Raw genomic sequence first — 25,708 nt, 5'->3', positions numbered from 1 at the left:
ACGCGTGGACATGCAGCAGCACCTGACCGCCCTCGGTATGCCCGACGGCATGGACCTGACCTGGACGACAGCCGCCGAAGGTCGGGCCGGACGAGTCACCGTCGTCCACGGCGCACAAGCGGAGGTTCTCCTCGCGAAGGATTCCGGGGAGCTCGAGGAGGTCCTCCTCCCCCTGTCCCGGTCGCTCGCGACGACACCGGTGGCCGGGGACTGGGTACTCGCCGACGGATCGCGGATCACCGCGTTGGGACCGCGCACGACGAACCTGTCACGACCCGACCCGAGCGGCGTCGGCGCGCAGGTCCTCGCCGCGAACATCGACCACGTCTTGATGGTCCTCCCGCTGGAGCGAGGACTCAACGTGGGGGCCCTCGAACGCCTCACGGTCATGGCCTGGGACAGCGGAGCGACCCCCCTGACAGTCCTGACGAAGGCCGACCTCGCAACCGACCTCGGCGGCGCAACAGACGCCGCGGCCCAGGCGGCCCCGGGAGTCGAAGTGGTCCTCACCAGTTCGGTCACCGGCACCGGACTGGATCGGCTGCGGGAGATCATGGTCAGCGGAACGACGACCACGATGCTCGGCGCGAGTGGCGCCGGGAAGACATCGCTGCTGAACGCCATCGACGGACGATCCGAGAAGGTACTCGGGGTGAGCCCCGCCGGCGAAGGGCGGCATGCCACCACGTCTCGCCGCCTGTACCGGCTGTCGACCGGCGGCGTCCTCCTCGACGTGCCGGGCATCCGCTCACTCGACCTCATCGCGAGTGACCACGGGGTGGACGAGACGTTCGCCGAGATCCACGATGCCTCGCAACGCTGTCGGTTCCGCGACTGCAGCCACACCACGGAGCCGGACTGTGCCGTCCTCGCAGCGGTGGTCGACGGAACCATCGAAGCACGCCGCCTCGCGAACTGGCGCAAGATCCACCGCGAGATGGCCTACCAAGAGCGGCGCGGTGACGCCGCCGCGATGTCCGAGCAACGAGCGGAATGGAAGTCCATGACCAAGCTCTGGCGGAAGAAGTCCTCGTGATGGCCGCGGGCGGGGGCATGCAGCTCCGCGAGGAGTGGCCGGAGTCCGTGACACCGCTGTCAGGTCCGGTGTGCGTCCGCGGAGCAACGGAGCACTGGCCGGTCCACGAGATCGTGTCGAGCGGGACGCTCCAACGTCGGTGGCGTGACGAGGCGGTGAGCCTCGTGACCGCGGTCGGCGCGACGGAACGGACGACGGTCGGTTCGTACTTCGCACAGCTCGCAGAGGGCCGCGCCGGAGGCACGTACCTCAAGGAGTGGCACGTGTCCACCTACCTGGATGAGTTCGCCGAGCTTCCCCTGCCGAGCGCGCTCACGAGTTGGTTCGATCGACTCCCGGAGCAGTCTCGGCCCGACTGGGCCTGGATCTTCGTCGGGCCCGCCGGCAGCGGATCACCGACACACGTCGACGTCATGTGCAGTTCCGCGTGGAACCTGCTCGTCACGGGTACCAAGGAGTGGACCCTCCACTCGCCGGTGACCGCCGCAGCGATGGGACACCTCGAGCCGGAGCTGGTCGCGGTCACCGGTCGTGACGATGCCTCCACGTTCACGTTCGTCCAGCGTCCCGGCGATGTCGTCATCGTGCCGGGCGGTTGGGCGCACGCGGTCCGGAACCGGGAGGACACCGTGTCGCTCACCGGGAACTGGGTCAGCGGATCCAACGTCGATCTCGTACTCGCCTCGTTGCGCTCCTCGGGACAGCGCTCATGGACGCAGATCGTCGAGGCGCTCCGCGACCACCACGGAGGGCTCGGGAGCGATTGACCCAGCGCAGGCGATGGTGCGTCCCGTCACCTGAGGTCACGCTCCGACGGACGTGGACTCGCGTCAGTCGCGGCGTGACGCGGCCGGCGGCCCCGTCGTGTCCCCCACCCGCAACGCCGACGTGAACGACGCCGGCTCCGGCTCCGCCCCCTCGAGCATGGCGAGGGCAGCGCGCGCGGCGGCCTGGCCCTTCTGCACGAAGGGCTGCACCAGGGTCGTCAGCTGCCGGATCGGCGACCGGTGCAGCAGGCTGTCGTCGACCGTGATGCCGTCGAAGCCGACGACGCTGACGTCCTCCGGCACCCGGAGTCCGGCGTCGAGGGCCGCCGCGATGACGCCGACGGCGAGCAGGTCGCTCTGCGCGACGACGGCGGTGGGGCGGGGGCCGTCGGCCGCGAACAGGGCGGTTCCGGCGAGGCGCCCCTCCTCGACCGCACTGCCGGCGGCCTCGATCGCGACGGCCGACGGGAAGACCTCGCGCACCCCGCGGAGGCGTTCGAGCGTGGTGAACGCGGTGCCCGAGGACAGCCGGTCGTCGGCGATCGGTCCTCGGCGACGTGCCGCGTCGAGGGGCAGGGTCACCACCGTGACGGCGGCGTGCCCGAGCTCCTGCAGGTAAGCGGCAGCCCGGCGTGAGGCATCGCGGTTGTCGAGCTGCACGGGGACGGCACCCTCGATGTCGTCGGCCTCGATCGCCACGACGGGGATCTGGCGTCGGCGCAGCACGGCGACGGCGGGGTCGATCCGGACGTTGCAGCCGACGAGCACGACGGCGTCCATCGGGGCGTCGACCAGCGGCCCGGTCCCCTGCTCGTCGTCGAGGGGGCTGCGGACGAGCAGCAGCGAAGCACCCGCCTCGCCGGCGACCTCGGCGATGCCGTCGAGCGTCAGGACGTTGACCGGGTCGCGGAACGCGTCGCTCAGGCGTTCGTCCATCACGACGCCGATGACGCCGGACCGTCCGCGGCGCAGGGACCGGGCACGGGGATCGGGGCCGCCGTAGCCGAGGTCGGCCGCGGCGGCGAGCACGCGGGCCTTGGCGTCCTCGGACACCGGGCCGAGGCCGCTGAAGGCGAGCGACGCGGTGGACGGCGCCACCCCGGCGGCGCGGGCGACCGCGGCGAGCGTCGGGCGCGACCGACGAGCAGCGCCGCCGCCCGAGGGCGACGCGCCGGGTCCTGTTGCCGGTTCGTCCATCGCCCGTTAGCGTATCCGGAACGAGCGGTCGAATCGATTCGACCGATGCAGGACACGCAGCAGCACCCGCACCGCAGCACGATGGGACCACCATGACGACGACGTCCACCCGCACCACCCCGAGCACCAGGGCCTGGATCACCGCGGTGTTCGTGACGTTCACCCTGTCCGGGCTCGACATCGCGACGTGGCTCGGCCGGATCCCGAGCGTGCGCGACTCCCTCGGCGCCAGCACGCTCGAGATGGGCCTGCTCGTGCTCGGCATGGCGGTCGGCTCGATCGGCGGGCTGACGTTCGCCGGGCACATCGTCGCGAAGCTCGGCGCACGCCGGGGCGTGCAGGTCGCCGCCGTCTGCCTGCTCGTCGGCATGGTCGCCGCCGGGGTCGCGGTGACGCTCGGCTGGGGCTTCGCCGCCATCTGGATCGCGCTCATCGCCTTCGGGTTCGGCAACGGCCTGGTCGACGTGTCGATGAACGTGTCCGGCGCCGCCGCCGAGAAGGCCGGTGGGCGGACGATCATGCCCCTGTTCCACGCGGCGTTCAGCCTCGGCACCCTGGCCGGCGCCGGGCTCGCGGCCGTGACGGAGCGCTTCGCGGTGCCGGTCGTCTGGCACTTCACGGTCCTGGTCGTCCTGACGAGCATCGCGATGTTCGTCGCCGTGCGCGGGTTCCAGGACGAGCACCGGTTCGAGGCGCCGGTCTCCACCGACACGAGCCCGATCGCCGCGCCGCTCACCCGCTGGCAGGTCTGGGCGCAGCCCTCCACCATCCTGATCGGCGTCATCGTGCTCGGCATGGCGCTGGCCGAGGGGTCGGCGAACGACTGGCTGCCCCTCGCCATGATCGACGGCCACGGGCTCGACAACGCCGCCGGTGCCGCCGTGCTCACGGTCTTCCTCGCCGCGATGACCGCCGGCCGGGTCGCCGGCAGCCCCCTCATCGACAAGTTCGGACGCGTCCCGGTCCTGCGCACCAGCGCGGCGGTCGCGGTGGTGGGGCTCGGCATGCTCATCTTCATCGACAGCGTGCCGATCGCGATCGTCGGCGTGGTGCTCTGGGGTCTCGGCGCGAGCCTCGGCTTCCCGATGGGCATGTCCGCCGCTGCCGACGACCCGCGCACCGCGGCCGCGCGCGTCAGCGCCGTCGCGACGATCGGGTACGTGGCGTTCCTCGCCGGGCCGCCCCTCATCGGGTTCCTCGGCGAGCACGTCGGCCTGCTCGGTGCGCTCCTGGTGGTCTTCGTGTTCATCATCGCGGCGGGACTGGCGTCGGGCGCCGCCCGCGAGCGCGGCGCCGCCGCCCGGCCGACCCGCAGCGGTGGCGACGTGGACGGCGGGGGCGAGCCGCGCCTCCAGGCCGAGCGCAGCGACAGCACCGCAGGCGGTCGCGACGCCCGTTAGGCTCTCCGCGTGCGTCTCGTCATCGCCCGCTGCTCCGTCGACTACGCCGGACGGCTCTCCGCCCACCTGCCGCTCGCGACCCGTCTGCTCATGCTCAAGGCCGACGGCTCCCTGCTCGTGCACTCCGACGGCGGCAGCTACAAGCCGCTGAACTGGATGAGCCCGCCGTGCTCGATCGAGATCACCGAGCCCGACGACGACCAGTCGGCCGCCGGGATCACGCAGGTGTGGACGGTGACGCAGAAGAAGACGCAGGACAAGCTCATCGTGTCCCTGTACGACGTGGTCGCCGACGAGACCCACGACCTCGGCGTCGACCCCGGGCTGGTGAAGGACGGCGTCGAGGCGCACCTGCAGCAGCTCCTGTCCGAGCAGATCGAGCTGCTCGGCGACGGCCACACCCTGGTGCGTCGCGAGTACATGACCGCCATCGGACCGGTGGACATCCTGGCGCGCGACGACGCCGGAGCGAGCGTCGCGGTCGAGATGAAGCGGAACGCCAACATCGACGCGGTGGAGCAGCTCACGCGCTACCTCGAGCTCATGAACCGCGACCCGCACCTGCGCCCGGTGCAGGGCGTGCTCGCCGCGCAGACGGTCGCACCGCAGGCACGCACCCTCGCCGAGGACCGCGGCATCCGCGTCCTCGTGCTCGACTACGACGCGATGCGCGGCATCGAGGGCGGGCACACCCGCCTGTTCTGACCGCCGGCCGACCCCCGGGAACCAGGTTCCGGACACGGAACCGCGCACCAGCGTGGTGCGGTGTCCGGAACTCGGTTCCTCAGGCCGCGGGCGGGCGACGGACGGGAGGCACGGGCCGCGCCCGCCACGTCGGTCGCCGCCACCGCCCGGCTAGGGTGGGCAGGACATGACCAGCCCGTTCTCCGCCATCCTGTTCGACCTCGACGGCACCATCAGCGACTCCGCGCCGGGCATCCTCGAGAGCCTGACGCACACCTTCCGCACCGTCGGGGTCCCGGTGCCGGACCACGACACCCTGATGTCGTTCGTCGGTCCGCCGATCATGGACACGTTCCGGGTCGCGATGGGCATGGACGCCGAGCAGGCCGAGCGCACCCTCGCCGTCTACCGCGAGCACTACTTCTCGCACGGCGCCCTCGACTCGGCGATGTTCCCGGGCATCGACGTGGTGCTCCGCACCCTGCACGACGCCGGACTGCCGATCTCCACGGCGACGAGCAAGCCGGAGACCCCGGCGACGTACATCCTCGAGCACTACGGGCTCACCGGGGACATCGACATCATCACCGGCGCGAGCGACGACGAGGTCCGGTCGAGCAAGGCCGACGTCGTCGAGGAGGCGCTCCGCCGCCTCGACGCCCACGGCTTCGACGTCTCGCGCCCCGTGCTCGTCGGCGACCGGAAGCACGACGTCGAGGGCGCCACGGTGCACGGCGTCCCCGTGGTCTTCGCGGAGTGGGGCTACGGCTCCCCCGACGAGGCCGCCGGCACCGTCGCGAGCGCGGCCACCCCGCTCGACCTGCTGCCGATCCTGCTGCCGTGACCGGCCCCGTCGCGAAGGGGCTGCGCGGTGCCGCGTGGGCGCTGCCCGCCGCCATCGTCCTGGTCGCGCTGAACTTCCGCGGTCCGATCGTCGCCCCGGCTCCGGTCATCGGCGACATCCGGGTGGACCTCGGCCTGACCGCCACGATCGCCGGGCTGCTCACGACGATTCCGGTGCTCTGCTTCGCGCTGGCCACGCCGTTCGCGAGCTGGGTGATCGCGAAGGCGGACCCGGAGCGGGCGGTGTCGCTGTCCCTCGTCATCGTGCTGGTCGGCACCGTGGTGCGCTCGCTCCCGTCCGCAGCGGCGCTGCTCGTCGGCACCGCCGTGATCGGCATCGGCATCACGATCGGCAACGTCGTCGTGCCGGTGGTCATCCGGCGGGACACCTCGCCGGAGCGGGTCGGGCTCGTCACCGGCGTGTACACGTCGGCGCTCAACGTCGGGTCGATGACCACCTCGCTCGGCACCGCGCCCCTGGCCGCGCTGTGGGGCTGGCCGGTCGCGATCGCCGCGTGGGCGGTCTTCGTGCTCGTCGCCGGCGTCGCGTGGACCACCGCGGTGGGTGCCCGGGCAGCGTGGCGCCGCCCGGCGCCCACCGCCGCCGCCGAGCCGCTGCCCGTCACCGGTCCGATCGACCAGGTGCTCGACACCGGGGCGGTCCGTACCGCGCGGGCGGCACCGGCCGAACCGGTCCGTCCGGCACGACGATGGATCACCTGGGGGCTCACGCTCGCGTTCGGCGGCCAGGCGTTCTCGTACTACGCCCTGACCGCGTGGATCCCGACCCTGCTGCACGACGAGATCGGGTTCTCGAAGGCGTCCTCGGGCGCGAGCTCGTCGGTGTTCCAGATCCTGGCCGTGGTCGGGGCGCTCGGGGTGCCGCTGCTCGCGACGCGGTGGCGACCGCGTGCGATCATCGCGCTCGTCGGGTTCCTGTGGTTGGCGATGCCGCTCGGACTGCTCTTCGCCCCGCAGCTCTGGCTGCTGTGGTCGGTGCTCGGCGGTGCGGCCCAGGGCGGCGGCATCACGGTGATCTTCATCGTGATCGTGCGGATCGTGTCGAGCGACGCCGACGCCCGACGCATGTCCGCATTCGTGCAGGGCGGCGGGTACCTGATCGGGTCGGCCGGGCCGCTCGTCGCCGGGGCGCTGCACGGTGCGACCGGGGACTGGACGGTCCCGCTGCTCGTCGTGCTCGCGTCGGTGCTCACCCTCGGGGTCGCCGGCACGATCGCCGCCCGCCGCGTGGCGTGACCGGCACCGGTCGGCCGACTTCCTGAGCAGGGACGGTCAGGTGGCCACGCACGACCCGACACCGCGTGCTCACGGAGCGGGGCGGGCGCGCCACCCCGCACGCCACTCCACGCGCCACCCCGCGCGTCAGTCGGCCGTCAGGACCTCGCGCAGGGACACCGGACGCCGGCCCGTCACCCGTTCGACGTCGCCGGAGACGTGCGACAGGGCCCCCTCGGCGATCGCCGTGTAGGTGCTCACCCACGCGTCGGCCTGCCACGGCTCGGGCTGCCACCGCGCCCGCGAGGCGTAGGCCTCGTCCACGGTCTCCGGGTGGTAGGACACCGGGCGGCCGCGGACCTCGGACACGGTGGCGGCGGCCTCGGCGAGGGTGATCGCCGCGGGGCCGGTCAGCTCGTACGTGCGGTCGAGGTGCGCCGCCGGGTCACGGAGCACGGCGGTCGCGACACGTGCGACGTCGGCACGGGCCACCGCGGCCATCGCCCCGTCGCCCGCCGGGCCCCGGATCACGCCGTCCTCGCCGACCAGGTCCTCGACGAAGTCCAGGTAGAACGAGTCCCGCAGGAACGTGTGACCGAGGTCGGTCGCCCGGATCGCCGCCTCGGTCGCCCAGTGGTCGCGGCCCAGGGTGAAGGTGGCGTCGGCCGCCGCGCCGACGAACGACGTGTACACGACGTGCCGCACCCCGGCCGTCGCGGCGGCCGCCACGAAGGTGCGGTGCTGGTCGAGGCGGTCCTGCGCCTCGGCGCCGGACACCATGAGGAGCACGTCGACGCCCTCGAGCGCCGTGCGGGCCGCCTCGGCGTCGGCGTAGGTCGCGACGGCGACCTCGGTGCCGGGCAGCTGTGGGGCACGCGCGGCGTCGCGCACGATCATCCGGAACGGGATGCCGTCCGCGGCGAGCGCGCGGGCGACCGCACCCCCGATGTTGCCGGTCGCGCCGGTGATGGCGATGGTCATGGTCGCTCCTTCGGTCGGGGTCGGGTCGGTCGCCCGGTCACGTCCACACCGTCCGGGAGGCACGGTGCACCGTGGGCGCGACCCTCGCCGCGTTCACGCCGTCGACCTCCACCGCCCAGGTGCGGGCCGCGTCGTGGTCGCGACCGTGCCGCATGTGGCGTCCGACGAGCCGGTCCACCCGGACGGCGTCGTCGACGACGCAGAACCAGGTCTCGGTCAGCAGGCCGCCGAGCGCGGGCCAGGGCTCGGCGTCGTCGAGCAGGTAGTTGCCCTCGGTGACCACGAGCCGGGTCGCGGCGGGGACGGCGATGCTGCCGGCGACGGGTTCGTCGACGCGACGGTCGAAGTCGGGTGCCCACACGACGGGCTCGGTGGGGTCAGCCAGCCGACGCACGAGCGCGACGTAGCCGTCGGCGTCGAAGGTGTCGACGGCGCCCTTGCGGTCGTGCCGACCGAGGGCGTCGAGCGCCGCGTTCGACAGGTGGAAGCCGTCCATCGGCACCTGCACCGCGGTGCCGACACCGAGGCGCTCGTCGACCGCGCCCACGATCCGGCGGGCGAGCGTCGACTTGCCGGCACCCGGAGCCCCGGCGATGCCGAGCACCGTGCGGCGGCGGCCACGGGCGAGCTCGACGGCGCGTTCGACGGCGTCGTCGGGGCGCATGCCGGGTCGGTCCACGGCATCATCCTGGCAGAGCGCGCCGACGTGCGGCGGCGGTGGTTCACTTGCCGCATGGTCGAAGCGGCGAAGGCGTTCAGCGGGTTCTCGGTGCGCGACGTCGCCGAGGCGAGGGCGTTCTACGAGGGGGTCCTCGGCTTCTCGGTGACCGAGGAGCACGGCATGCTCGTCCTGCGGCTCGACGGCGGGCACGGGGTGCTCGTCTACCCGAAGGGCGACGCGCACGAACCGGCGTCCTTCACGGTGCTCAACCTGCCCGTGCCGGACGTCGACGCGGCGGTGGCCGAGCTCACCGCTGCGGGCGTGACGTTCCTGCGGTACGAGGGGCTGACCGACGAGCACGGCGTCAACCGGCGGGGCGGGCCGCTCATCGCGTGGTTCACCGACCCGTCGGGCAACGTGCTCAGCGTCCTCGAGCAGGAGCAGCCGCCGCAGTCGCAGTAGCGCGCGTCAGCGGGCCAGCGCGCCCGCCCAGCCGAGGGCGATCGGCACGAGCAGCCCGTGCCGGTGGTGCGGCAGGTCGGCGATCGGGATCCAGCGCGCCTCGTCCGTCGACCCGTCGACCTCGTCGCGCAGGTCCCCGCCGACGACGGTGACCCGGAAGACGACCTGCACGGCCTTCATCGGCCGGCCGTTGGCGTGCATCCGGCGTTCCGCGGGCACGACGTGGTGCCGGATCCCGAGCAGGGCGCCGACCTCGGACTCGTAGCCGGTCTCCTCGCGGACCTCGCGCACGACCCCCTGTTCGACGGTCTCGTCGAACTCGACGCCGCCGCCCGGCAGCGACCACGTGCCGGCGTCGGGCCAGCGCAGCCGTGCCAGGAGCACGCGGTCGCGGTCGGTGATCACGCCGTAGGCGGCGAGCCGCGTGTCGTAGTCCGTGTACTCCATCAGCCGACCCTGTCAGGGACGTGGGCCGTCGTCGGTGTGCCGCGCCGCGCCTCCCGACCGTCTCGCCGACACGTCCCGGGGACGGTGGCCGTCAGACGGCGACCCGCGCCTCGGCCCAGCCGACGCGCATCCGGGTGACGGCGCGGTCGAAGCCGGCCAGGGGTTCCGCGTCCTCGCGGAGCAGGGACTGCAGCTGCAGGCCCTCGTAGAGTGCCATCAATTGCTCCGCGGCGTGCCGGGGCGACGCGCCGCGGGGTTCGCGGCCGGCGACGACGTCCCGCACCAGGGCGAGGGTGACGTCCTCGAACGACTGGGTGTACTGCGCGTGGAACCAGCCGGCGGCCGGGTGACCGGGGTTCGACGCGGCGCTGAGCACGGCGATCCGGAGCCGGACGAGCGCCGGTTCGGCGAGGCCGGCCTCCAACAGTGCACGCAGGTAGGCGGCGGCGCCGTCGCGCTCGGCGACGGCCCAGGCCGCTCGGCGGCTGCCGTTCAGCCAGCGGTCGATGACCGCGACGACGAGCAGCTCCCACGTCGGGTAGACACGGTGCAGCTCCGCGACCAGGACGTCGGCGCGCACCGCGACCTCGGCCGGCCCGACGCGGTGGAAGTCGGCGGCGCGGTACGCCTCGACAGCGGCCGCGACGATCCGTGCGCGGAGTTCGGAGTCGGGCGTCGGCATGGACACGATTGTCCGCGGCGGGTCCGAGGGGCGCGACCCGCCAGTCCGGGGGGTGCGGCGGAGCGAATCGACCCCGTGACGACCCGGACGGACCCGGTGCCGACCGGCCGACGAAGCGCCGAGCAGCAAAACTACACACCGGGTGGTTTTTGGGGTAGCGTCGGTGACGATCTCGCCGTGGAGCATCGCTCCTCGTCGGGTCGCGACACCGCCAGGCAGTCAGGACCGAAGGAGCCTCCCGCAATGCCCACCACCTCTGTGCAGCTCTACTCGCTGCGCGACGCCATCGCCGACGACCTCGACAAGGCGATCGCCCGTGTCGCCGAGATCGGGTACGAGAACGTCGAGCCCTACGCGTTCGTCGAGCGCGCCGCCGACCTCGAGCGCGCCTTCGCGGCCACCGGCCTGCGCGCCCCGTCCGGTCACGTCGCCGTGATCGACGCCGAGGACACCGCGCCGATCTGGGACGCCGCCGAGCGTCTCGGCATCCGCACCGTCATCGACCCCTTCATCCCGACCGACCGCTGGCAGACCGCCGACGACGTCGCGAGGATCGCCGAGCGCGTCAACGAGCTGACCGCCGAGGCCGCCGCCCGCGGCCTGCAGTTCGGGTACCACAACCACCAGTGGGAGTTCACGAACAAGGTCGACGGCCGCACCGTCTACGACCTCTTCGTGTCGCAGCTGTCGCCGGAGACCGTCCTCGAGGTCGACACCTTCTGGGCCACCGTCGGCGGCGCCGACGCCCCCGCCGTCCTGCGGTCCCTCGGCGACCGCGTCGTCGCGATCCACGTCAAGGACGGCAAGGTCGACGGTGACATCCGCACCGCACTGCCGTCGTCCGAGAGCGCCCTGATCGTCCCCGAGGCCCTGCAGCGCGCCTTCGAGAACCAGACCCCGGCCGGCCAGGGCGACGTCGACGTGGCGGGCATCCTCGCCGCGGCGCCGCAGGCCATCCGCGTCGTCGAGTTCGACGCGTACAAGGGCGACGTCTTCGAGGGCATCACCGAGTCCCTCACCTGGCTCCGCGCCAACGACGACGCCGGGGACGCCGCGTGAGCCGCGTCGGGATCGGCATCATCGGTGCCGGCAACATCTCCACGCAGTACCTCGAGAACCTGACGCAGTTCGCCGACGTCGAGGTCCGCTTCGTCGCCGACGTCCTGCTCGACCGGGCCGCCGCCCAGGCCGCGGCGTACGGGGTCGCGGCGTCCGGCAGCGTCGAGGAGCTCCTGGCCCGCGACGACATCAGCATCGTCATCAACCTGACGATCCCGGCGGCGCACGCCGAGGTCGACCAGCAGATCGTCGACGCCGGCAAGCACGTCTGGAGCGAGAAGCCGATCGCCACCGACCACGAGTCGGCCGCAGCGGTCCTCGCGTCGGCGCAGGCGAAGGGGCTGCGCGTCGCGACCGCGCCGGACACCGTGCTCGGCGCGGGCATCCAGACGGCGCTCCGCGCCATCGCCCGCGGCGACATCGGCGAGCCGCTCTCCGCGACGACGCTGTTCCACGTGCCCGGACCAGAGGCGTGGCACCCGAACCCGGACTTCCTGTTCGCGAAGGGTGCCGGCCCCCTGTTCGACATGGGCCCGTACTACGTCACCACCCTGGTGCACGCGTTCGGCACCGCGTCGCGCGTGCAGGCGGTGTCCTCGAAGTCGCTCGACCGCCGCACGATCGCGTCCGGTGACCGTGCCGGCGAGACGTTCCCCGTCGAGGTGCCGACCCACCACGCCGCGCTCATCGAGTTCGCCGGCGGGCAGTCCGCGCAGTCGACGTTCTCGTTCCAGCACGCCCTGCCCCGCATGGGCTTCGTCGAGATCAACGGCACCCTCGGCACGATCTCGCTGCCGGACCCGAACACCTTCGAGGGCTCGTCGCAGCTGTGGCGCTACGGCCAGGACGAGCCGGAGACCCTCGAGGCCGTCGGTTCCACCTGGGGCCGCGGCACCGGCGTCGTCGAGCTCGCCCGCGCGATCGCCGAGGACCGCCCCGAGCGCGCCTCGGGTGCGGTCGCGCTGCACGTCCTCGACGTGCTGCTCGGCATCCGCGACGCGGCCGAGTCGGGTTCCGCGGTCGAGATCACGTCGAGCGTGGACGCGATCCCGCCGCTGCCCGAGGACTTCGACCCCGCGGCCGCGGTCCTGACGGCGGGCGTCGACGCGTAGCCACGGCGCCGCACGAACAGGAACGGTCGGGTCCCCAGCTGGGGGCCCGACCGTTCCTGTTCCTCACACCGGCGACGCGGGCGGCGCCGGCGGCACCAGCGACTCGAGCAGGCGCAGCACCCGCTCGCTGTCGACGGCCTCCGGGTCGAGCAACCACTGCACCTGCAGCCCGTCCGAGGCGGCGATGCTCAGGGACGCCAGGTCGACGGGGTCCAGGTCCGCGCGGATGCGGCCCCGCGCCTGGTCGGCCTCGATGAGGGCGGCGAGGTCGGCCCGGAGTCCGGTGAAGCGCTGCCGCATGAACTCCCGGGTCGCCGGGTGGCCCTCCTGCACGGCGTCGGCCCCGAGGGTCGTGTACAGCTGCACGAGCCCCGGCACGGCCCGGTTGCGCAGGGCGCTGTCCCGCATGTCCCCGATCGCGGACAGCAGGCGGTCGGGTGCCTGCTGCTCCCGCACCTCGTGCTCGCGGTAGACCGCGAGCAGCAGTTCGTCCCGGCTCGGGAAGTAGTGGCGGAGTGCGGCGTGCGTGATCCCGAGGGCGTCGGCGACGGACCGCAGCGACGACGCGTCGACGCCCTGCTCCGCGACCATGCGGATCATCTCGTCGAGGATCTGCGCCCGGCGCTCGGCTCCCTTGCGGTAGCCGCCCCGCCGCGGCGGGGCCGCGTCGTCGTCGGCGTGCGTCATGCACCCAACTTACCGCTGGAAGGTTTTCCCGCCACCGTCGGACGGGAGGCCCGTGCCGACGCCGCCACGGGCCTCCCGTCCGGCAGCCGGTCGCGTCAGCCCTGCGGGTCGGGTCGGTCCTGCTCGTCGACCGTGTACTCGTCGACCGGTGCCGGCGTGCCGGCGGCGAGCGCCTCGACCACCCGCGTGAGGGAGCGCGCGAGGACCTCGTTGTCGGCGTCGGAGAGCTCGTCGACGACCCCGACCACGGCCTCGTGGAAGCGGGCGTACGAGGCGTCGATCTTCGCGGCGGCGTGGTCGGTGGGTCCGAGCAGCTGCGCGCGGCGGTCGCTGGGGTGGGCGGTGCGCAGCAGCAGCCCCTTCTCGACGAGGGCGTCGACGATCTTCGTCACCGAGGCGTTCGACACGGCGAGCATCACGGCGAGGTCCTTCGGACCCATCGTCCGGCCGTCACGGTGTGCCTGGAGCAGGTAGCGGACCGCCAGGAACTCGTTCTTCGTCAGGTCGCTCTCGACGCGGGCCGACTCGATCTGCTGCTCCTCGGCGTGCTGCAGCTGCAGCAGGGCGTCGACGGCGGTCCTCGCGGCCCGGCTCCGGGGCTCGCGCGTGTAGAGGTGGGCGTGCTCTCGGCGGACGACGGTCAACGGCATGTGCGCACGTGCTCCTGGTCAGGCGGTGGGGACGGCGAAGAAGTCACCGTAGGACGGCTCGACGTGGCCGGCGAGCAGCGACGGGTCGGCGATGCGGCGCTCGACGTACGCGTCGATCACGGCGGGGTCGGTCAGGCCGACGCGGGTGTGGCTGCTCCCGATCCGTGCGACCCGAGGCATCCCGGAGTACGTGCTGTGCATGTGTGGTCCCGCCCTTCTGCCGTGCGTCCCCTGCGGACGAGGTGACTCTTTCACAAGGTGAACGTTCTTCGCAACGAAACAGTTGTCGGCATGTACGTTTCGCGAAGTGAACGACCTGCGCCGGGCTCCGGACGGGCCTACGGTGGCGGCATGGACCTCGAACTGCAGCACCGCGTCGCCCTCGTCGTCGGCGGCAAGGGGTACGTCGGCGCCGCGGTCGCCGACCGCCTCCGGACCGAGGGCGCGACCGTCGTCGTCGCCTCGCGCTCCGCGGGGGACGACGACGCCTCGGTGACGATGGACACCGCCTCGCAGGCGTCCGTCGACGCGGCGGTCGCGGCCGTCCTCGAGCGGTACGGGCGCATCGACGTCCTCGTGGTCACCGCCGCGCCGAGTGCCGGGACGCTCGACCCGGCGAAGCGGTCCGACCCCACCCAGGTGCTCGACGCGATCGACGGCAAGGCGATCGGGTTCCTCCGCGTCGCCACCGCGGTGCTGCCCGGCCAGCGGGACGCCGGTCACGGCCGGGTCGTCGTGGTGAGCGGGCAGAACGCCTACCTGTCGGGCAACATCACCGCCTCGTTGCGGAACGCGGCCGTCGGCGTGATCGCGAAGAACCTCGCCGACGAGAACGCTGGCACCGGGGTGACGGTGAACGTCGTCAACCCCGGCACGGTGACGGACACCCCGTCCGCCGCGGTGCGGCCGGGTGCCGGCGGCGAGTCGAGCCCCGAGCAGATCGCCGACCTCGTGGCGTTCCTGTCGTCACCACGGTCGGTGGTGTCCGGCGAGTCGATCTCGATCGCGCACCGGGTGCTCGGCACCGTCACGTACTGAGCCCCGGGGCCGAGGCAGCGGCCTGCCGGTTCACCCTGCGGGACGAACGCCCTTCCGCCCCTGGCCCGATGCCGTCGTGCCCGCGGTCCGTCAGGCTCGACGGCATGGACACCTCCACGAAGCACACGATCGCCACGCTGCTGCTCTGCGCCGCCATCGTCGTCGTGACCGTCGTCACGCTCGTCGCCATGTCGCCCACGCCGTGACCCCCGGGTGCGCCGCCGGCACGCTGCCGTGCGGGCCCCGTGCGAAGATCGTGCCGTGACCGAACGGGGCAGGTTCATCCGGCCGCTCGCCACGCGTTCGATCGCCGTCGACGTGGCCTGGGCGGCCCTCGCGGCGTTCGTCTTCCTGCTCCCGATCGATCTCGCACTCGAACAGGCCAGCCTGGCCGCGGTGCTGACGGCATCGGGCGCGATCGCCCTGCGGCGGATCTCGCCGTCGGCGTCGATGTTCATGATGGTCGTGCTCGGCATCGTCCAGGTCGGCGGCAGCGAGCGCCCCTCGCTCGTCGACCTCGCGATGTTCGTCGTCATCGGCACCGTCGCGGTGGTCGGCACCCGCACCGAGGTCATCGTCGCCGGCGTCCTCGCGTTCCTGGCCGGGGTCGGGGCGACGTTCTACCTCGCGGCGACCGGCTTCCGCTTCCTCGTCCTCATCAACGGCCCGCGCGACCAGGCGTTCCTGGCGCTGGCCGCACCCGTGACGGCGCTCCTCGGGGTGTGGGCCGGCGGCCTCGCCCTCCGCGCGTTCCGGTCCCGCGACCGCGAGTCGGAGCGACGGGCCGACGCCGAGGCCGCCGCGTCCCGCGCCGAGGCCGTCGCCACCCGGGCCGAGGCGACGGCCACCCGCGCGATCGACGTCGCCGAGTCGGAGCGCATCCGCGTCGACATCGCCCGCGACGTGCACGACGTCGTCGGGCACTCGCTCGCGGTGATCATCGCGCAGGCCGACTCGGTGCCGTTCCTCGACGACGAAGCGCGCATCCGCGAGGTGAGCGCGACCATCGCGAGCACCGCCCGCAGCTCACTGGTCGAGGTGCGGCAGGTCCTCGGCCAGATCGACGGGTCGTCGACGACCACCGACCCGGGGTCGCTCGACGCGATCGTGCAGGGCATCCGCGAGGCCGGCGTCCACGTCGACCACACCGTCCGCGGCACCCCGGTCATCCTCGGCCCGGAGCCCGGCACCGCCGCGCGCCGGGTCCTGCAGGAGATGCTCACGAACGCGCTCCGCCACGGTGCCCCCGGCGCCACCGTGGTCGTGCGCGAGACCTGGCGGGGCGCCGACCTGGTGTTCGAGGTCGAGAACCCCGTCGGCGACGGCTCGACCGGCGGCTCCGGCCGCGGCACGGCCGGCATGGAGTCCCGACTCACCGCACTCGGCGGGTCCTTCGACGCCGCCGTGCTCGACGGCGTGTTCACCGCACGCGCCCGCATCCCGTACGACGTCCAAGGGGGACCAGTCCGATGACCGAACCGATCAGGATCCTGCTCACCGACGACCAGGCGCTGTTCCGCGCCGGGTTGCGGGTGGTGCTCGACGCCCAGGACGACATGCAGGTGGTGGGCGAGGCGTCGGACGGGGCCGAGGCACTCGCGCGCATCCCGGAGCTCCGCCCCGACGTGGTGCTGCTCGACATGCGGATGGCCGGCGTGGACGGCGTCGAGACGGTCCGGCGGTTGTTCTCCGGTGCCGTCGAGGGGCCGCTCCCCCGCGTCGTCGTGCTCACCACCTTCGGGCTCGACCCGGCGGCGGCGACCGCGATCCGGCTCGGCGCGAGCGGCTTCCTGCTGAAGGACACCACCCCGACGTTCCTGTTCGCCGCCGTGCGGGCGGTGCACGAGGGCAGCTCGGTGATCGCGCCGAACGACCTGGCGCAGCTCTTCGGCGCCGACGTCGCGCGCGCCCCGGCACCGCAGCCGCCGGAGTTCGCGGCCCTGACCGAGCGGGAGCGCGTCGTGTTCGGCTGGGCGTCCCGCGGCCTGTCGAACGCCGAGATCGCGACGAAGGAGTTCGTCACCGAGTCCACGGTGAAGACGCAGATCTCGAGCATCCTCGGCAAGCTCGCGCTGCGCGACCGGGTGCAGCTCGTCGTGTACGCGCACGACCACGGGCTCGCCGGCGCCCGGGGCGAGGCCTAGCGCCCGGCAGTGCCGGAGCGACGCCGGTCAGCCCGGCTGCGCCGGTCAGCCCCGGGAGAGTGCGGCGAGTCCCCGCAGGTCGCCGAGGCCGAGCGTCCGCTGCGCCGTGTCGCACACCGGCGACGCCGGCTTCATCACGAGCCCGGACCGCTGCGCCGTGTGCCCGAGCCCGACGGTGTGCCCCCACTCGTGCGTGGCGATCCCGCGCAGGTCGTACCGGGGCCCCGAGCACGTCGCGGTCGACGACCAGCGCTGCGTGGTCGAGTACCGCTGGTCCGACTCGAGCGCGACCCCGTCGGTGGTCGACCACGTGCAGGTCAGGGCGAGCGTCGCCCCGGGCAGCGACCCCCACCCGACGACGCTCGTGCCGTTCGACGCACCGCACCCACCGTCGGCGGTGACGGCCGGCCGCTGCTTCGCCGTACCCAGGTAGCGCTGGGTCACCGCGGAGCGGACGGTCTCGCCGCACACCGAGACCGTGCCGGTCCAGGCCTGCGCCCCCGCCTGCACGGCCGTCGGCTTCGTGACCTTCGCCCCCGAGGGGTTGTACCGCCAGCGGATCGTGGACGTCCAGTGCGCGCCGGTCAGCGTGTACGCGGTGCTCCCGCAGCTCGCCGTGGTGGTGGTGCCGGGCGCCGCCCCCGGGGTGCCGAGCGTGGCGACGAGCGTCCGCCGCTGGACGGCCGCGCGTTCCTGTCGGACGGCGGTCGGCGACCCCTGCCAGACGTCGTCGACCAGGACGGCGACCCCGGCACGACCGCGGTTGGCGACCACGACGTCACTGGGGTCGACGTCGGCGGCGGCCACCGGGTCGGCGGCCACGCGGACACCGGTCGGCGGCACGGCGAACGTCCGGCCGTCGTCGAGCCGGAGCGTCCCGCCGTCGACGTCGCAGCCGCTCGCGAGGTCGTGCACCGACAGGTCGGCACCGTGGCACGGCACGGCCGCCCGCACCGCTCCGACGTCCCAGGTGCTCGCCGTCCCCGGCACGGCGACGACCGCCGTCAGCAGGGACCCGAGCACGACGGCGCCCACGGTGGTGGTCGAAGCGCGCATGGTGTCCCTTCCGGCGCGGGAGGAGCCCCCACCCCGGCAGCGGAGGACTGCAACAGTGTGCGGAGCGGCCGTGGACCCGACAAGCCCCCAGAACGGCCGGTCCGCTGCCCGGACGTCGGGTACGGTGCCGTGGTGCAGTGGGGGCGGACCGGACTCGACGACCAGCAGGCGGCGTTCGTGCGCGCCGTGCTCCCGGGGGCCGAGGTGGTCGGCGACGACTCCTGGGGCCTCCTCGACACGATCGTCCTGCACGTCGTCGCCGAGGGGCGTGCCTACACGGTCAAGGCCTGCGGTCCGGACAACACGCACTTCCCCCGGGAACTCGAGGCGCACCGGCACTGGACGGGTCCCCTGCTCGCGACCGGGGACACCAACGCCCTCGTCGCGGTCGACCAGGAGCACCGCGTGCTCGTGGTCACGCGCGTCCCGGGGCACCTGGCACTGGACACCCCCGACGCCACCGACCCGGACGTGCACCGGCAGGCGGGCGTGCTGCTGCGCCGGCTGCACGACCAGGGCACCCGGCACGACCCCGACCACCGGGTCCGCGAGCACGCGAAGGCGGTGGCGGCGCTCGACGCCCCGCACCGCATCGCCCCGGGGACGGTCGACCGGGTCCGCGCGGTCCTCGGCGAGCGCCCCGGCGGCGGTGTCGTCGAGCCGCTCGTCCCGACGCACGGCGACTGGCACCCCCGCAACTGGGTCGTCGACGACGGGCACCTGCGGGCGATCGACTTCGGGCGCTTCGCCTGGCGGCCGGCGACGGCCGACCTCACCCGGCTCGCGGTGCACCACTGGCAGCACGACCCCGTGCTCGAGGCCGCGTTCCTGGCGGGCTACGGCCGCGATCCGCGCGACCCGGAGCAGTGGCGTCTGCTGCAGCTCCGCGAGGCCGTCGGCACCGCGGTCTGGGCACACGCGGTGGGCGACGAGGACTTCGAGGCGCAGGGGCACGACATGCTCCGCGACGCCCTCGCGGCCTTCTGACGCCCAGCCGGCACCGGTCACCCGGCGAGCCGCACCCCCGTGAGCTCCGCGGTCACGTCCCACAGCCGCGCCGCGTCGGCGTCCCGTCGCATCGGTGCCCACGGCTCCTGCCGACCGGCGGGACCACCGACGCCACCGGGTCCGGTCGGCCCGACGAACGCGTCGGCGAGGTCCTCGCGCGTGGCCGCGAGCACCGCCGGGTCGGCGGCGGTCTCGGGCGTCCCCACCAGCAGCCCGTGCGCCGACAGCCACCGGATGAGCCGCACCTGCGGGGTGTCCCGCGTGCGGCCCAGCTCGGGGCGTGCGGCGAGGAGCGACGTCGGTGCGACGCCGGGGTGGCTCACGGCGCTCGTGACGCCCCACCCGCCGGCGCGGCTGCGCCGACCGAGCTCGAAGGCGAAGAGGGCACCCGCGAGCTTCGACTGCCCGTACGCCCGCCCGCCGTGGTACCGCCGCTCGAACTGCAGGTCGTCCCACTGCACGGACGCCCCGCGCGCCGCGACGCTCGACTGCACCACCACCCGGCCACCGGCGGCGCGGAGCAGCGGCAGCACCCCGCCGACGAGCGCGGCGTGCCCGAGGTGGTTCGTGCCGAACTGCAGCTCGAACCCGTCCGCGGTCGTCGCACGCTCGGGCGGCGTCATCACGCCGGCGTTCGCGACGAGCACGTCGATCGGTGCTCCGTCCGCGCGCAGCCGGTCGGTGAGCGCGGCGACCGAGGCGAGGGACGACAGATCGGCGTCCTCGAGCACGAGCGCGGCGTCGGGGTGCCGGTCGCGCACCCGGGCGATCGCCGCCGCCCCCTTCTCGCGGTTGCGCACCGGCAGGACGACCTCGGCGCCGGCGGCGGCGAACCGTCCGGCGAGCACGAGGCCGATGCCGTCGCTGCCGCCGGTCACCAGGACACGGCGACCGGTCAGGTCGGGGACGGACGGGTGGTCGTGGTGCTGCGGCATGGTCTGGTCCTCTCGCGGTCGGGCACCGCGCTCGGTGCCCCACGTCGATGCTCGCCAGACCGCCGCCGCCGAGCCACGGCCTGACGATCCGTGGCTCCGGGGACCGCGTCGCGAGAGGATGTGCCCATGATCGATCGACCAGGCCTGGCGGAGTTCCTGCGCGGCCGTCGGGCAGCGCTGCAGCCGGAGGACGTCGGACTGCCGCGCGGGCAGCGCCGCCGCACCGACGGCCTGCGCCGCGAAGAGGCCGCGATGCTCGCCAACATGTCCGTCGACTACTACGCGCGGCTCGAGCGTGAGCGGGGTCCGCAGCCCTCGGACCAGATGCTCGCCTCGATCGCACAGGGGCTCCGCCTGAGCCTCGACGAGCGCGACCACCTGTTCCGGCTCGCGGGGCACCAGCCGCCGGCCGCGGGTCCCGGGGGCGACCACGTCGACCCGGGGATGATGCGGATCCTCGACCAGCTCGCCGAGACCCCGGCCGAGGTCGTCTCCGAGCTCGGTGAGACGCTGCAGCAGACCCCGCTGGCGGCGGCGATCGCCGGTGACGCCCGCGAGCGCCGCGGCGATGCCAGGAGTGCGGGGTTCCGGTGGTTCACCGACCCTGCCGAGCGCGACCGCCGCCCGGCCGACGAACACGACTTCACGTCGCGCATGTACGCCGCGGGGCTCCGCGACGTCGTGGCCCGACGCGGGCCGCGGTCACGGGCCGCGCAGCTGGCCGACCGCCTGCTCGAGCAGAGCGAGGAGTTCCGCACCGTGTGGGCGGCGCACGAGGTCGGCGTCCGTCCGGAGGCGGTCAAGCGGTACCTCCACCCGGAGGTGGGCGAGCTGACCCTGCACTGCCAGGTCCTGCAGGACGTCCGCCGATCGCACACGCTGCTCGTGCACACGGCCGAGCCGGGGAGTGTGAGCGCCGAACGCCTGCGCCTGCTCGGCGTCGTCGGCGCCGACGCCCACCGCGTCCACTGACCCGGCCGCGACCGGGACCCCGGCGTCAGGCGCCGTGCGCCTCCTCGGACACCGGCTGCCACGCACGCCACGTGGCGAGCCGGGACTCGTAGTCCCGCTCCGCGATGCCGAGGGGCGCCTTGCCGAAGAACACGCGCAGCGGCGGCTCCTCGGCGTCGACGACCTGCAGGATCGCCGACCGCGTCGCCTCGGGCTTGCCCGGGTCGGCGGCCGACGGACGCTTCGAGGCGGCCTCGCGGACGTCGACGTAGGCCGGGATCTCCTCGCTGCGCTTCGCCGAGGGGCCGGACCAGTCGGTCGAGTACCCGCCCGGCTCGACGAGCGTGACCGAGATGCCGAAGCCGGCGACCTCCTGCGCGAGCGACTGGGACAGCCCCTCGAGCGCCCACTTCGACGCGTGGTACGCGCCGACGGTCGGGAACGCGCTGATCCCGCCGATGCTCGACACCTGCACGATGTGCCCGGAGCCCTGCTCGCGCATGACCGGGAGCGCCGCCTGGGTGACCCAGAGCGCGCCGAACAGGTTCGTCTCGAGCTGGGCGCGGACCTCGTCCTCGGTGAGCTCCTCGACCATGCCGAAGTGGCCGAAGCCGGCGTTGTTGACGACGACGTCGAGCGAGCCGAAGTGCTCGGCGGCGCGCTGCACCGCGGCGAAGTCGGCGTCGCGGTCGGTGACGTCGAGCTGCAGCGCGAGGAACGTGTCCGGGTACTGCGTGACGAGTTCCTGCACGTCGTCGGGGTTCCGGGCCGTGCCGGCGACGGAGTCGCCGCGTTCCAGGGCGGCCTCCGCCCACTCGCGGCCGAAGCCCTTGGACGCTCCGGTGATGAACCAGGTCTTGCTCATGTGTCCTCCTCGGTCTGCCGCCGGACCTCCGACGCCGTCGGACAGCCAACGCCGCGACGTCCAGGACGACCCGCAGGATCCCGGTCCGGCGTGCGGCAAGCGGACACCACGGGCCGCACGCGCCGGGCCTTCACGGTCGGGGCGCGGCGAACTCCAGGTTGACGTCGTCCGGGTCCTGCACGGACAGGACCACCAGGCCGAACGGGGGCAGGTCGGTGACCTCGCCGTGCTCGATGCCGGCGGCGTCGAGCCGGGCCACGGCTGCGTGCAGGTCGTCGACCGAGGCGACCCGGAACGACACGTGGTCGAGCCCCACCCGGTCCGGGTCGAAGCGGTCCCCCGCCGGCGCCACCGGCCGCAGCCCGAGCGTCTGCCCGCCGAAGGTGAAGGAACAGCCCCCGTACGTCCGCCAGGGGTCGTCGCGCACGGTGGGGTCGTCGGCCTGGTCGCTGAAGTCGCTCCCCGGCGGCATGCCGAACAGCTGCTCGTAGAACGCCTTGCTCCGGTGGACGTCGGTGACGGTGAGCCGCACGTGCGAGAAGCCGAGCGGCGTGACGATGGGATCGGCCATGACGCCAGCGTCGTCCCCTGCGGCCTGGACCACCTCCGGGCCGAACCCCCCGTCCGGGGGACGGACTGGTCCACCGATGCGCCGACTGCCTGAACCGACGGACAGGTCTACCGTCTGTTGCGTGCGGCAACGGAGCCGTACGCGGACGAATCGAGCATCATGCAACGACGGATGAGCACGCTCCTCGCGATGGCCGTGAGCGTCGGGATCGTCGGGGTCGTGGCCCCCGCGGGCCCGGCCCAGGCGGTGACCACGAGCGACACCCCGGACTTCGGGAGCAGCGTCACGATCTACGATCCATCGGTACCGGCGTCGACCATCCAGGCCGACGTCGACGCCGCGTTAAACGCCCAACTCCGCAACCCGAGCGCACAGTTCGGGCAGCAGCGGCACGCCTTCCTGTTCAAGCCGGGCTCCTACGGGCGCGTCTGGGCGAACCTCGGCTTCTACACCTCGGTGGTGGGGCTCGGGAAGAACCCCGACGACGTCACGATCAACGGCGCCGTCAACGTCGACTCCGGCTGGAACGCCGGCGACGAGAAGAACGCGACGCAGAACTTCTGGCGCTCGGTGGAGAACCTGGCGATCGTGCCGGAGGGCGGCACGGACCGCTGGGCGGTGTCGCAGGCCGCGCCGATGCGCCGCGTGCACGTCAAGGGCAACCTGACGATGGGGCCGTCGAACCAGGACGGCGGCCAGGGCTACTCGTCCGGCGGCTACATCGCCGACTCGAAGGTCGACGGCACGGTGACCTCCGGGTCGCAGCAGCAGTGGTACACCCGCAACTCCACGATAGGCTCATGGCAGGGCGGCAACTGGAACATGACGTTCTCGGGTGTGCAGGGCGCCCCCGCGAACGACTTCTCGAAGAGCTACACGACGCTGGCCACCACGCCGACCACGCGTGAGAAGCCGTACCTGTACGTCGACTCGTCGAACAAGTACCACGTGTTCGTCCCGTCGCTGAAGCAGAACTCGTCCGGCGTCACGTGGCCGAACACCGGCGGCACCGACATCCCGATGCGGAACTTCTACGTCGCCCACCCCGGTGACTCGGCGGCGACGATCAACAGCGCGCTGTCGCAGGGGCTCAACCTGTTCTTCACCCCGGGCACCTACCAGCTCGACGCCCCCATCGCCGTCACCCGTGCCGACACCGTCGTCACCGGCATCGGCTTCCCGACCCTCGTGCCGACGAAGGGCAACGCGGTCCTGACCTCGACGGACGTCGCCGGGGTGAACGTCTCGAACCTCGTCGTCGACGCCGGCACGCAGAACAGCGCCCAGCTCGTCCGGCTCGGCACGAGCGGCTCGCACGTCGACCACGCCGCCGACCCGCAGAGCATCCAGGACGTGTTCTTCCGCGTCGGCTCGAGCATCCAGGGCAAGGCCACCACGACGCTGCAGATCAACGCCGACGACACCCTCGTCGACCACATCTGGGCCTGGCGCGCCGACCACGGCGGTGCGGCCACGGGCTGGACGGTGAACACCGGCGCGACCGGTGTCGAGGTGAACGGCAACGACGTCCTGGCCACCGGCCTCTTCGTCGAGCACTACCAGAAGTACGAAGTGCAGTGGAACGGCAACAACGGCCGGACGATCTTCTTCCAGAACGAGATGCCGTACGACGTGCCGGACAACGCCTCGTGGCAGAGCCCGACCGGTGCCGGCTACGCGGCGTACCAGGTCGCGTCGAACGTCACGAACCACGAGGTCTGGGGCGGCGGCGTCTACTGCTTCTTCAACACGAACCCGTCGGTGCACGCCGACCGGGCGTTCGAGTTCCCGCAGACGGCCGGCGTGAAGGCGCACGGGCTCGTCACGGTCTCCCTCGGCGACACCGGGACCATCTCGAGCGTCGTGAACGGCGTCGGCGGTGCCGTGCCGACCCCCGCGGGCAACACCGCTCCGAACCGACTCGCCTCGTACAACTGATCCCGGGAGGGACGATGACGAACACCAGCAGCAGGACGCGACGTCTGGTCGCACTCACGGTCGCCGGCGCGGCGGCCCTCGCACTCGGCGTCACCCCGGCTCTGCAGGCGGCGTCGCCGGCGAGCGCGGCCGCAGGCGACGTCGTGTGGTCCCAGGACTTCGACGGCCCGGCGGGCAGCGCCCCGGACCGGTCGGCGTGGACGAACGAGACCGGCGCCGGCGGGTGGGGCAACAACGAGCTCGAGAACTACACCGACTCGCGCGACAACTCGGCGCTCGACGGCCAGGGCAACCTGGTCATCACGGCGAAGCGCGAGTCGGACGGCTCGTACACGAGCGCCCGCCTCACCACGCAGGGCAAGTACACGCCGCAGTACGGCCGGGTCGAGGCCCGCATCCAGATCCCGCGCGGGCAGGGCATCTGGCCCGCGTTCTGGATGCTCGGCGCCGACCTGCCCCAGGTGGGCTGGCCGAACTCGGGCGAGGTCGACGTGATGGAGAACGTCGGGTACGAGCCCGCGACGGTGCACGGCACCGTCCACGGCCCCGGGTACTCCGGCGGCGCGGGGCTCACGTCGTCCTACCAGCACCCCCAGGGCTGGTCGTTCGCGGACACCTTCCACACCTTCGCGGTCGACTGGAAGCCCGGGTCGATCACCTGGTCCGTCGACGGCGTGGCGTACAAGACGGTGACCCCGGCCGACACCCGCGGCAACCCGTGGGTGTTCGACAAGCCCTTCTTCATCGTGCTGAACCTGGCGGTGGGCGGCAACTGGCCCGGCTACCCGGACGGGTCGACGCAGTTCCCGCAGCAGATGAAGGTCGACTACGTCCGCGTGATCGACAACTCCTGACCGCACACGGTCCACGGAACGGGACAGGAGGCGCGGTGCCGTCGGGCACCGCGCCTCCTGTCCGTCGGGTGGTCGCCGCTACTGCGGGGCAGCGCTACTGCGGGTCGGCGGGCTCGCCGCCGGAGTCCGTGTCGCTGTCCTGCGCGGGGTCCTTGGTCGCGTCGCCCGTCGGCGACCCGTCCGGCAGGTCCTCGGTGTACTGCTGCTGTGCGTCGGTGGGGTCGCTCGAACCGTCCGGTGTCGTGTCGCTCATGCGGCGCACGCTACGCGGACCCGCACGACCGCCGTTCAGCAGGCCGTCCGGTCGGGCGGCGAGCGGGCGGTCGAGACCAGCCACACGGCGGACGGGAGGCACGGCGCGGCGCCGCCACGGGCCTCCCGTCCGGAACGGGTCGCGTCCTCGACGCGAGTCGGCCGGGAACGGAGAAGGCCCCCGGATTCCTC

Annotated in this window: 29 protein-coding genes; 16 read left to right on the top strand and 13 right to left on the bottom strand. The window is 73.2% G+C overall.

What is annotated here, in order from left to right; genetic code table 11:
- The first annotated feature begins 10 nt into the window (after positions 1-10).
- On the top strand, positions 11-1,036 hold the full coding sequence (gene rsgA / locus BIU97_RS10455) for a ribosome small subunit-dependent GTPase A (RefSeq protein ID WP_071260290.1): 1,026 nt from the start codon (positions 11-13) through the stop codon (positions 1,034-1,036).
- A complete protein-coding gene (locus BIU97_RS10450; protein WP_071258453.1) occupies positions 1,036-1,803 on the top strand; it encodes a cupin-like domain-containing protein in 768 nt (255 codons plus the stop codon). The genes rsgA and BIU97_RS10450 overlap by 1 nt, the downstream gene beginning before the upstream one ends.
- Positions 1,804-1,866: 63 nt before the next feature.
- On the opposite strand, the gene BIU97_RS10445 is transcribed toward BIU97_RS10450, so the two are convergent.
- Complete coding sequence (locus tag BIU97_RS10445; protein ID WP_071297587.1) at positions 1,867-3,000, bottom strand: substrate-binding domain-containing protein; 1,134 nt, start codon at positions 2,998-3,000, stop codon at positions 1,867-1,869.
- A 92-nt stretch (positions 3,001-3,092) separates the two neighbouring features.
- Here BIU97_RS10445 and BIU97_RS10440 point away from each other — a divergent pair, with 92 nt between their 5' ends.
- The 4 genes from BIU97_RS10440 (at position 3,093) to BIU97_RS10425 (ending at position 7,184) form a co-directional block, all read left to right on the top strand.
- Complete coding sequence (locus BIU97_RS10440) at positions 3,093-4,400, top strand: MFS transporter (RefSeq protein WP_083420884.1); 1,308 nt, start codon at positions 3,093-3,095, stop codon at positions 4,398-4,400.
- Positions 4,401-4,409: 9 nt separating this feature from the next.
- The gene (gene nucS / locus BIU97_RS10435; protein ID WP_071258460.1) at positions 4,410-5,105 is read left to right on the top strand and encodes an endonuclease NucS; all 696 of its coding nucleotides are present in this window, start codon (positions 4,410-4,412) and stop codon (positions 5,103-5,105) included.
- Between the two features lie 166 nt (positions 5,106-5,271).
- Positions 5,272-5,928, top strand: coding sequence for an HAD hydrolase-like protein (locus BIU97_RS10430; RefSeq protein WP_071297586.1), 657 nt, complete (start codon positions 5,272-5,274; stop codon positions 5,926-5,928).
- Positions 5,925-7,184, top strand: coding sequence for an MFS transporter (locus BIU97_RS10425; protein ID WP_071297585.1), 1,260 nt, complete (start codon positions 5,925-5,927; stop codon positions 7,182-7,184). The genes BIU97_RS10430 and BIU97_RS10425 overlap by 4 nt, the downstream gene beginning before the upstream one ends.
- Positions 7,185-7,310: 126 nt before the next feature.
- On the opposite strand, the gene BIU97_RS10420 is transcribed toward BIU97_RS10425, so the two are convergent.
- Positions 7,311-8,144, bottom strand: coding sequence for an SDR family oxidoreductase (locus BIU97_RS10420; protein ID WP_071297584.1), 834 nt, complete (start codon positions 8,142-8,144; stop codon positions 7,311-7,313).
- A gap of 37 nt (positions 8,145-8,181) precedes the next feature.
- Positions 8,182-8,823: a nucleoside/nucleotide kinase family protein gene (locus BIU97_RS10415; protein ID WP_254782958.1), complete on the bottom strand. Its 642-nt coding sequence runs from the start codon at positions 8,821-8,823 to the stop codon at positions 8,182-8,184.
- 54 nt (positions 8,824-8,877) lie between these two features.
- On the opposite strand from BIU97_RS10415, the gene BIU97_RS10410 reads away from it, so the two are divergent.
- Entirely contained in the window at positions 8,878-9,267 is a 390-nt protein-coding gene (locus BIU97_RS10410; protein WP_071297583.1) for a VOC family protein, read from the top strand.
- Positions 9,268-9,273: 6 nt separating this feature from the next.
- Here BIU97_RS10410 and BIU97_RS10405 read toward each other — a convergent pair whose 3' ends face one another.
- Together BIU97_RS10405 and BIU97_RS10400 are read right to left on the bottom strand one after the other, a co-directional pair.
- A complete protein-coding gene (locus tag BIU97_RS10405) occupies positions 9,274-9,714 on the bottom strand; it encodes an NUDIX hydrolase (protein ID WP_071258477.1) in 441 nt (146 codons plus the stop codon).
- Between the two features lie 91 nt (positions 9,715-9,805).
- Entirely contained in the window at positions 9,806-10,396 is a 591-nt protein-coding gene (locus BIU97_RS10400) for a TetR/AcrR family transcriptional regulator (protein WP_071297582.1), read from the bottom strand.
- 243 nt (positions 10,397-10,639) lie between these two features.
- Here BIU97_RS10400 and BIU97_RS10395 point away from each other — a divergent pair, with 243 nt between their 5' ends.
- Together BIU97_RS10395 and BIU97_RS10390 are read left to right on the top strand one after the other, a co-directional pair.
- Positions 10,640-11,455: a sugar phosphate isomerase/epimerase family protein gene (locus tag BIU97_RS10395; protein WP_071297581.1), complete on the top strand. Its 816-nt coding sequence runs from the start codon at positions 10,640-10,642 to the stop codon at positions 11,453-11,455.
- Complete coding sequence (locus BIU97_RS10390; RefSeq protein ID WP_071297580.1) at positions 11,452-12,567, top strand: Gfo/Idh/MocA family protein; 1,116 nt, start codon at positions 11,452-11,454, stop codon at positions 12,565-12,567. Before BIU97_RS10395 ends, BIU97_RS10390 begins: the two co-directional genes overlap by 4 nt.
- A 63-nt stretch (positions 12,568-12,630) precedes the next feature.
- Here BIU97_RS10390 and BIU97_RS10385 read toward each other — a convergent pair whose 3' ends face one another.
- The 3 genes from BIU97_RS10385 to BIU97_RS10375 form a co-directional block, all read right to left on the bottom strand.
- A complete protein-coding gene (locus BIU97_RS10385) occupies positions 12,631-13,254 on the bottom strand; it encodes a TetR/AcrR family transcriptional regulator (protein ID WP_071297579.1) in 624 nt (207 codons plus the stop codon).
- A 95-nt stretch (positions 13,255-13,349) separates the two neighbouring features.
- On the bottom strand, positions 13,350-13,904 hold the full coding sequence (locus BIU97_RS10380; RefSeq protein WP_071258506.1) for a MarR family winged helix-turn-helix transcriptional regulator: 555 nt from the start codon (positions 13,902-13,904) through the stop codon (positions 13,350-13,352).
- An 18-nt stretch (positions 13,905-13,922) separates the two neighbouring features.
- On the bottom strand, positions 13,923-14,105 hold the full coding sequence (locus BIU97_RS10375) for a hypothetical protein (RefSeq protein ID WP_071258509.1): 183 nt from the start codon (positions 14,103-14,105) through the stop codon (positions 13,923-13,925).
- A 150-nt stretch (positions 14,106-14,255) separates the two neighbouring features.
- Here BIU97_RS10375 and BIU97_RS10370 point away from each other — a divergent pair, with 150 nt between their 5' ends.
- The 3 genes from BIU97_RS10370 (at position 14,256) to BIU97_RS10360 (ending at position 17,086) form a co-directional block, all read left to right on the top strand.
- The gene (locus BIU97_RS10370) at positions 14,256-14,942 is read left to right on the top strand and encodes an SDR family NAD(P)-dependent oxidoreductase (protein ID WP_071297578.1); all 687 of its coding nucleotides are present in this window, start codon (positions 14,256-14,258) and stop codon (positions 14,940-14,942) included.
- A 261-nt stretch (positions 14,943-15,203) separates the two neighbouring features.
- Positions 15,204-16,415, top strand: a complete 1,212-nt coding sequence (locus BIU97_RS10365) for a sensor histidine kinase (protein WP_083420882.1) — start codon at positions 15,204-15,206, stop codon at positions 16,413-16,415.
- Positions 16,412-17,086, top strand: coding sequence for a response regulator (locus BIU97_RS10360; protein WP_071258515.1), 675 nt, complete (start codon positions 16,412-16,414; stop codon positions 17,084-17,086). Before BIU97_RS10365 ends, BIU97_RS10360 begins: the two co-directional genes overlap by 4 nt.
- Before the next feature lie 45 nt (positions 17,087-17,131).
- Here BIU97_RS10360 and BIU97_RS17305 read toward each other — a convergent pair whose 3' ends face one another.
- Positions 17,132-18,142 (bottom strand): matrixin family metalloprotease, encoded by a 1,011-nt coding sequence (locus BIU97_RS17305; protein ID WP_083420881.1) that lies wholly within the window; start codon positions 18,140-18,142, stop codon positions 17,132-17,134.
- A 132-nt stretch (positions 18,143-18,274) separates the two neighbouring features.
- On the opposite strand from BIU97_RS17305, the gene BIU97_RS10350 reads away from it, so the two are divergent.
- Complete coding sequence (locus BIU97_RS10350; protein WP_071297723.1) at positions 18,275-19,129, top strand: phosphotransferase; 855 nt, start codon at positions 18,275-18,277, stop codon at positions 19,127-19,129.
- Positions 19,130-19,146: 17 nt separating this feature from the next.
- Here the strand turns inward: BIU97_RS10350 and BIU97_RS10345 are convergent, their stop codons facing one another.
- Positions 19,147-20,085 (bottom strand): SDR family oxidoreductase, encoded by a 939-nt coding sequence (locus BIU97_RS10345; protein WP_071297577.1) that lies wholly within the window; start codon positions 20,083-20,085, stop codon positions 19,147-19,149.
- A gap of 126 nt (positions 20,086-20,211) precedes the next feature.
- Between BIU97_RS10345 and BIU97_RS10340 the strand changes: the two genes are divergently transcribed.
- Positions 20,212-21,057 carry a helix-turn-helix transcriptional regulator gene (locus tag BIU97_RS10340; protein WP_071297576.1) on the top strand — a complete coding sequence of 282 codons (846 nt, stop codon included), beginning with the start codon at positions 20,212-20,214 and terminating at the stop codon, positions 21,055-21,057.
- 25 nt (positions 21,058-21,082) lie between these two features.
- On the opposite strand, the gene BIU97_RS10335 is transcribed toward BIU97_RS10340, so the two are convergent.
- The gene (locus tag BIU97_RS10335) at positions 21,083-21,901 is read right to left on the bottom strand and encodes an SDR family oxidoreductase (protein ID WP_071297575.1); all 819 of its coding nucleotides are present in this window, start codon (positions 21,899-21,901) and stop codon (positions 21,083-21,085) included.
- Between the two features lie 130 nt (positions 21,902-22,031).
- Positions 22,032-22,472, bottom strand: coding sequence for a VOC family protein (locus tag BIU97_RS10330; protein ID WP_071258528.1), 441 nt, complete (start codon positions 22,470-22,472; stop codon positions 22,032-22,034).
- 171 nt (positions 22,473-22,643) lie between these two features.
- On the opposite strand from BIU97_RS10330, the gene BIU97_RS10325 reads away from it, so the two are divergent.
- Together BIU97_RS10325 and BIU97_RS10320 are read left to right on the top strand one after the other, a co-directional pair.
- Positions 22,644-24,410 (top strand): hypothetical protein, encoded by a 1,767-nt coding sequence (locus BIU97_RS10325; protein ID WP_071297574.1) that lies wholly within the window; start codon positions 22,644-22,646, stop codon positions 24,408-24,410.
- Positions 24,411-24,424: 14 nt separating this feature from the next.
- Positions 24,425-25,264: a glycoside hydrolase family 16 protein gene (locus BIU97_RS10320; RefSeq protein WP_071258534.1), complete on the top strand. Its 840-nt coding sequence runs from the start codon at positions 24,425-24,427 to the stop codon at positions 25,262-25,264.
- A 94-nt stretch (positions 25,265-25,358) separates the two neighbouring features.
- Here BIU97_RS10320 and BIU97_RS18075 read toward each other — a convergent pair whose 3' ends face one another.
- Entirely contained in the window at positions 25,359-25,517 is a 159-nt protein-coding gene (locus BIU97_RS18075; protein WP_175472081.1) for a hypothetical protein, read from the bottom strand.
- Positions 25,518-25,708: the final 191 nt, after the last annotated feature.

The sequence above is a fragment of the Curtobacterium sp. MCBA15_009 genome (assembly GCF_001864895.1).
In the GTDB taxonomy this organism is placed as follows: domain Bacteria; phylum Actinomycetota; class Actinomycetes; order Actinomycetales; family Microbacteriaceae; genus Curtobacterium.
The sequence above is the reverse complement of the archived record's forward strand: the minus strand, read 5'-3'. Positions and strand labels throughout refer to the sequence as shown.

Excerpts from the sequence above, each read along its gene's own strand:
- rsgA (WP_071260290.1), top strand. The coding sequence starts at position 11 with ATGCAGCAGCACCTGACCGCCCTCGGTATGCCCGACGGCATGGACCTG.
- BIU97_RS10450 (WP_071258453.1), top strand. The coding sequence starts at position 1,036 with ATGGCCGCGGGCGGGGGCATGCAGCTCCGCGAGGAGTGGCCGGAGTCC.
- BIU97_RS10445 (WP_071297587.1), bottom strand. The coding sequence starts at position 3,000 with ATGGACGAACCGGCAACAGGACCCGGCGCGTCGCCCTCGGGCGGCGGC.
- BIU97_RS10440 (WP_083420884.1), top strand. The coding sequence starts at position 3,093 with ATGACGACGACGTCCACCCGCACCACCCCGAGCACCAGGGCCTGGATC.
- BIU97_RS10430 (WP_071297586.1), top strand. The coding sequence starts at position 5,272 with ATGACCAGCCCGTTCTCCGCCATCCTGTTCGACCTCGACGGCACCATC.
- BIU97_RS10420 (WP_071297584.1), bottom strand. The coding sequence starts at position 8,144 with ATGACCATCGCCATCACCGGCGCGACCGGCAACATCGGGGGTGCGGTC.
- BIU97_RS10410 (WP_071297583.1), top strand. The coding sequence starts at position 8,878 with ATGGTCGAAGCGGCGAAGGCGTTCAGCGGGTTCTCGGTGCGCGACGTC.
- BIU97_RS10405 (WP_071258477.1), bottom strand. The coding sequence starts at position 9,714 with ATGGAGTACACGGACTACGACACGCGGCTCGCCGCCTACGGCGTGATC.
- BIU97_RS10400 (WP_071297582.1), bottom strand. The coding sequence starts at position 10,396 with ATGCCGACGCCCGACTCCGAACTCCGCGCACGGATCGTCGCGGCCGCT.
- BIU97_RS10395 (WP_071297581.1), top strand. The coding sequence starts at position 10,640 with ATGCCCACCACCTCTGTGCAGCTCTACTCGCTGCGCGACGCCATCGCC.
- BIU97_RS10385 (WP_071297579.1), bottom strand. The coding sequence starts at position 13,254 with ATGACGCACGCCGACGACGACGCGGCCCCGCCGCGGCGGGGCGGCTAC.
- BIU97_RS10380 (WP_071258506.1), bottom strand. The coding sequence starts at position 13,904 with ATGCCGTTGACCGTCGTCCGCCGAGAGCACGCCCACCTCTACACGCGC.
- BIU97_RS10375 (WP_071258509.1), bottom strand. The coding sequence starts at position 14,105 with ATGCACAGCACGTACTCCGGGATGCCTCGGGTCGCACGGATCGGGAGC.
- BIU97_RS10370 (WP_071297578.1), top strand. The coding sequence starts at position 14,256 with ATGGACCTCGAACTGCAGCACCGCGTCGCCCTCGTCGTCGGCGGCAAG.
- BIU97_RS10360 (WP_071258515.1), top strand. The coding sequence starts at position 16,412 with ATGACCGAACCGATCAGGATCCTGCTCACCGACGACCAGGCGCTGTTC.
- BIU97_RS17305 (WP_083420881.1), bottom strand. The coding sequence starts at position 18,142 with ATGCGCGCTTCGACCACCACCGTGGGCGCCGTCGTGCTCGGGTCCCTG.
- BIU97_RS10345 (WP_071297577.1), bottom strand. The coding sequence starts at position 20,085 with ATGCCGCAGCACCACGACCACCCGTCCGTCCCCGACCTGACCGGTCGC.
- BIU97_RS10340 (WP_071297576.1), top strand. The coding sequence starts at position 20,212 with ATGATCGATCGACCAGGCCTGGCGGAGTTCCTGCGCGGCCGTCGGGCA.
- BIU97_RS10335 (WP_071297575.1), bottom strand. The coding sequence starts at position 21,901 with ATGAGCAAGACCTGGTTCATCACCGGAGCGTCCAAGGGCTTCGGCCGC.
- BIU97_RS10330 (WP_071258528.1), bottom strand. The coding sequence starts at position 22,472 with ATGGCCGATCCCATCGTCACGCCGCTCGGCTTCTCGCACGTGCGGCTC.
- BIU97_RS10325 (WP_071297574.1), top strand. The coding sequence starts at position 22,644 with ATGAGCACGCTCCTCGCGATGGCCGTGAGCGTCGGGATCGTCGGGGTC.
- BIU97_RS10320 (WP_071258534.1), top strand. The coding sequence starts at position 24,425 with ATGACGAACACCAGCAGCAGGACGCGACGTCTGGTCGCACTCACGGTC.
- BIU97_RS18075 (WP_175472081.1), bottom strand. The coding sequence starts at position 25,517 with ATGAGCGACACGACACCGGACGGTTCGAGCGACCCCACCGACGCACAG.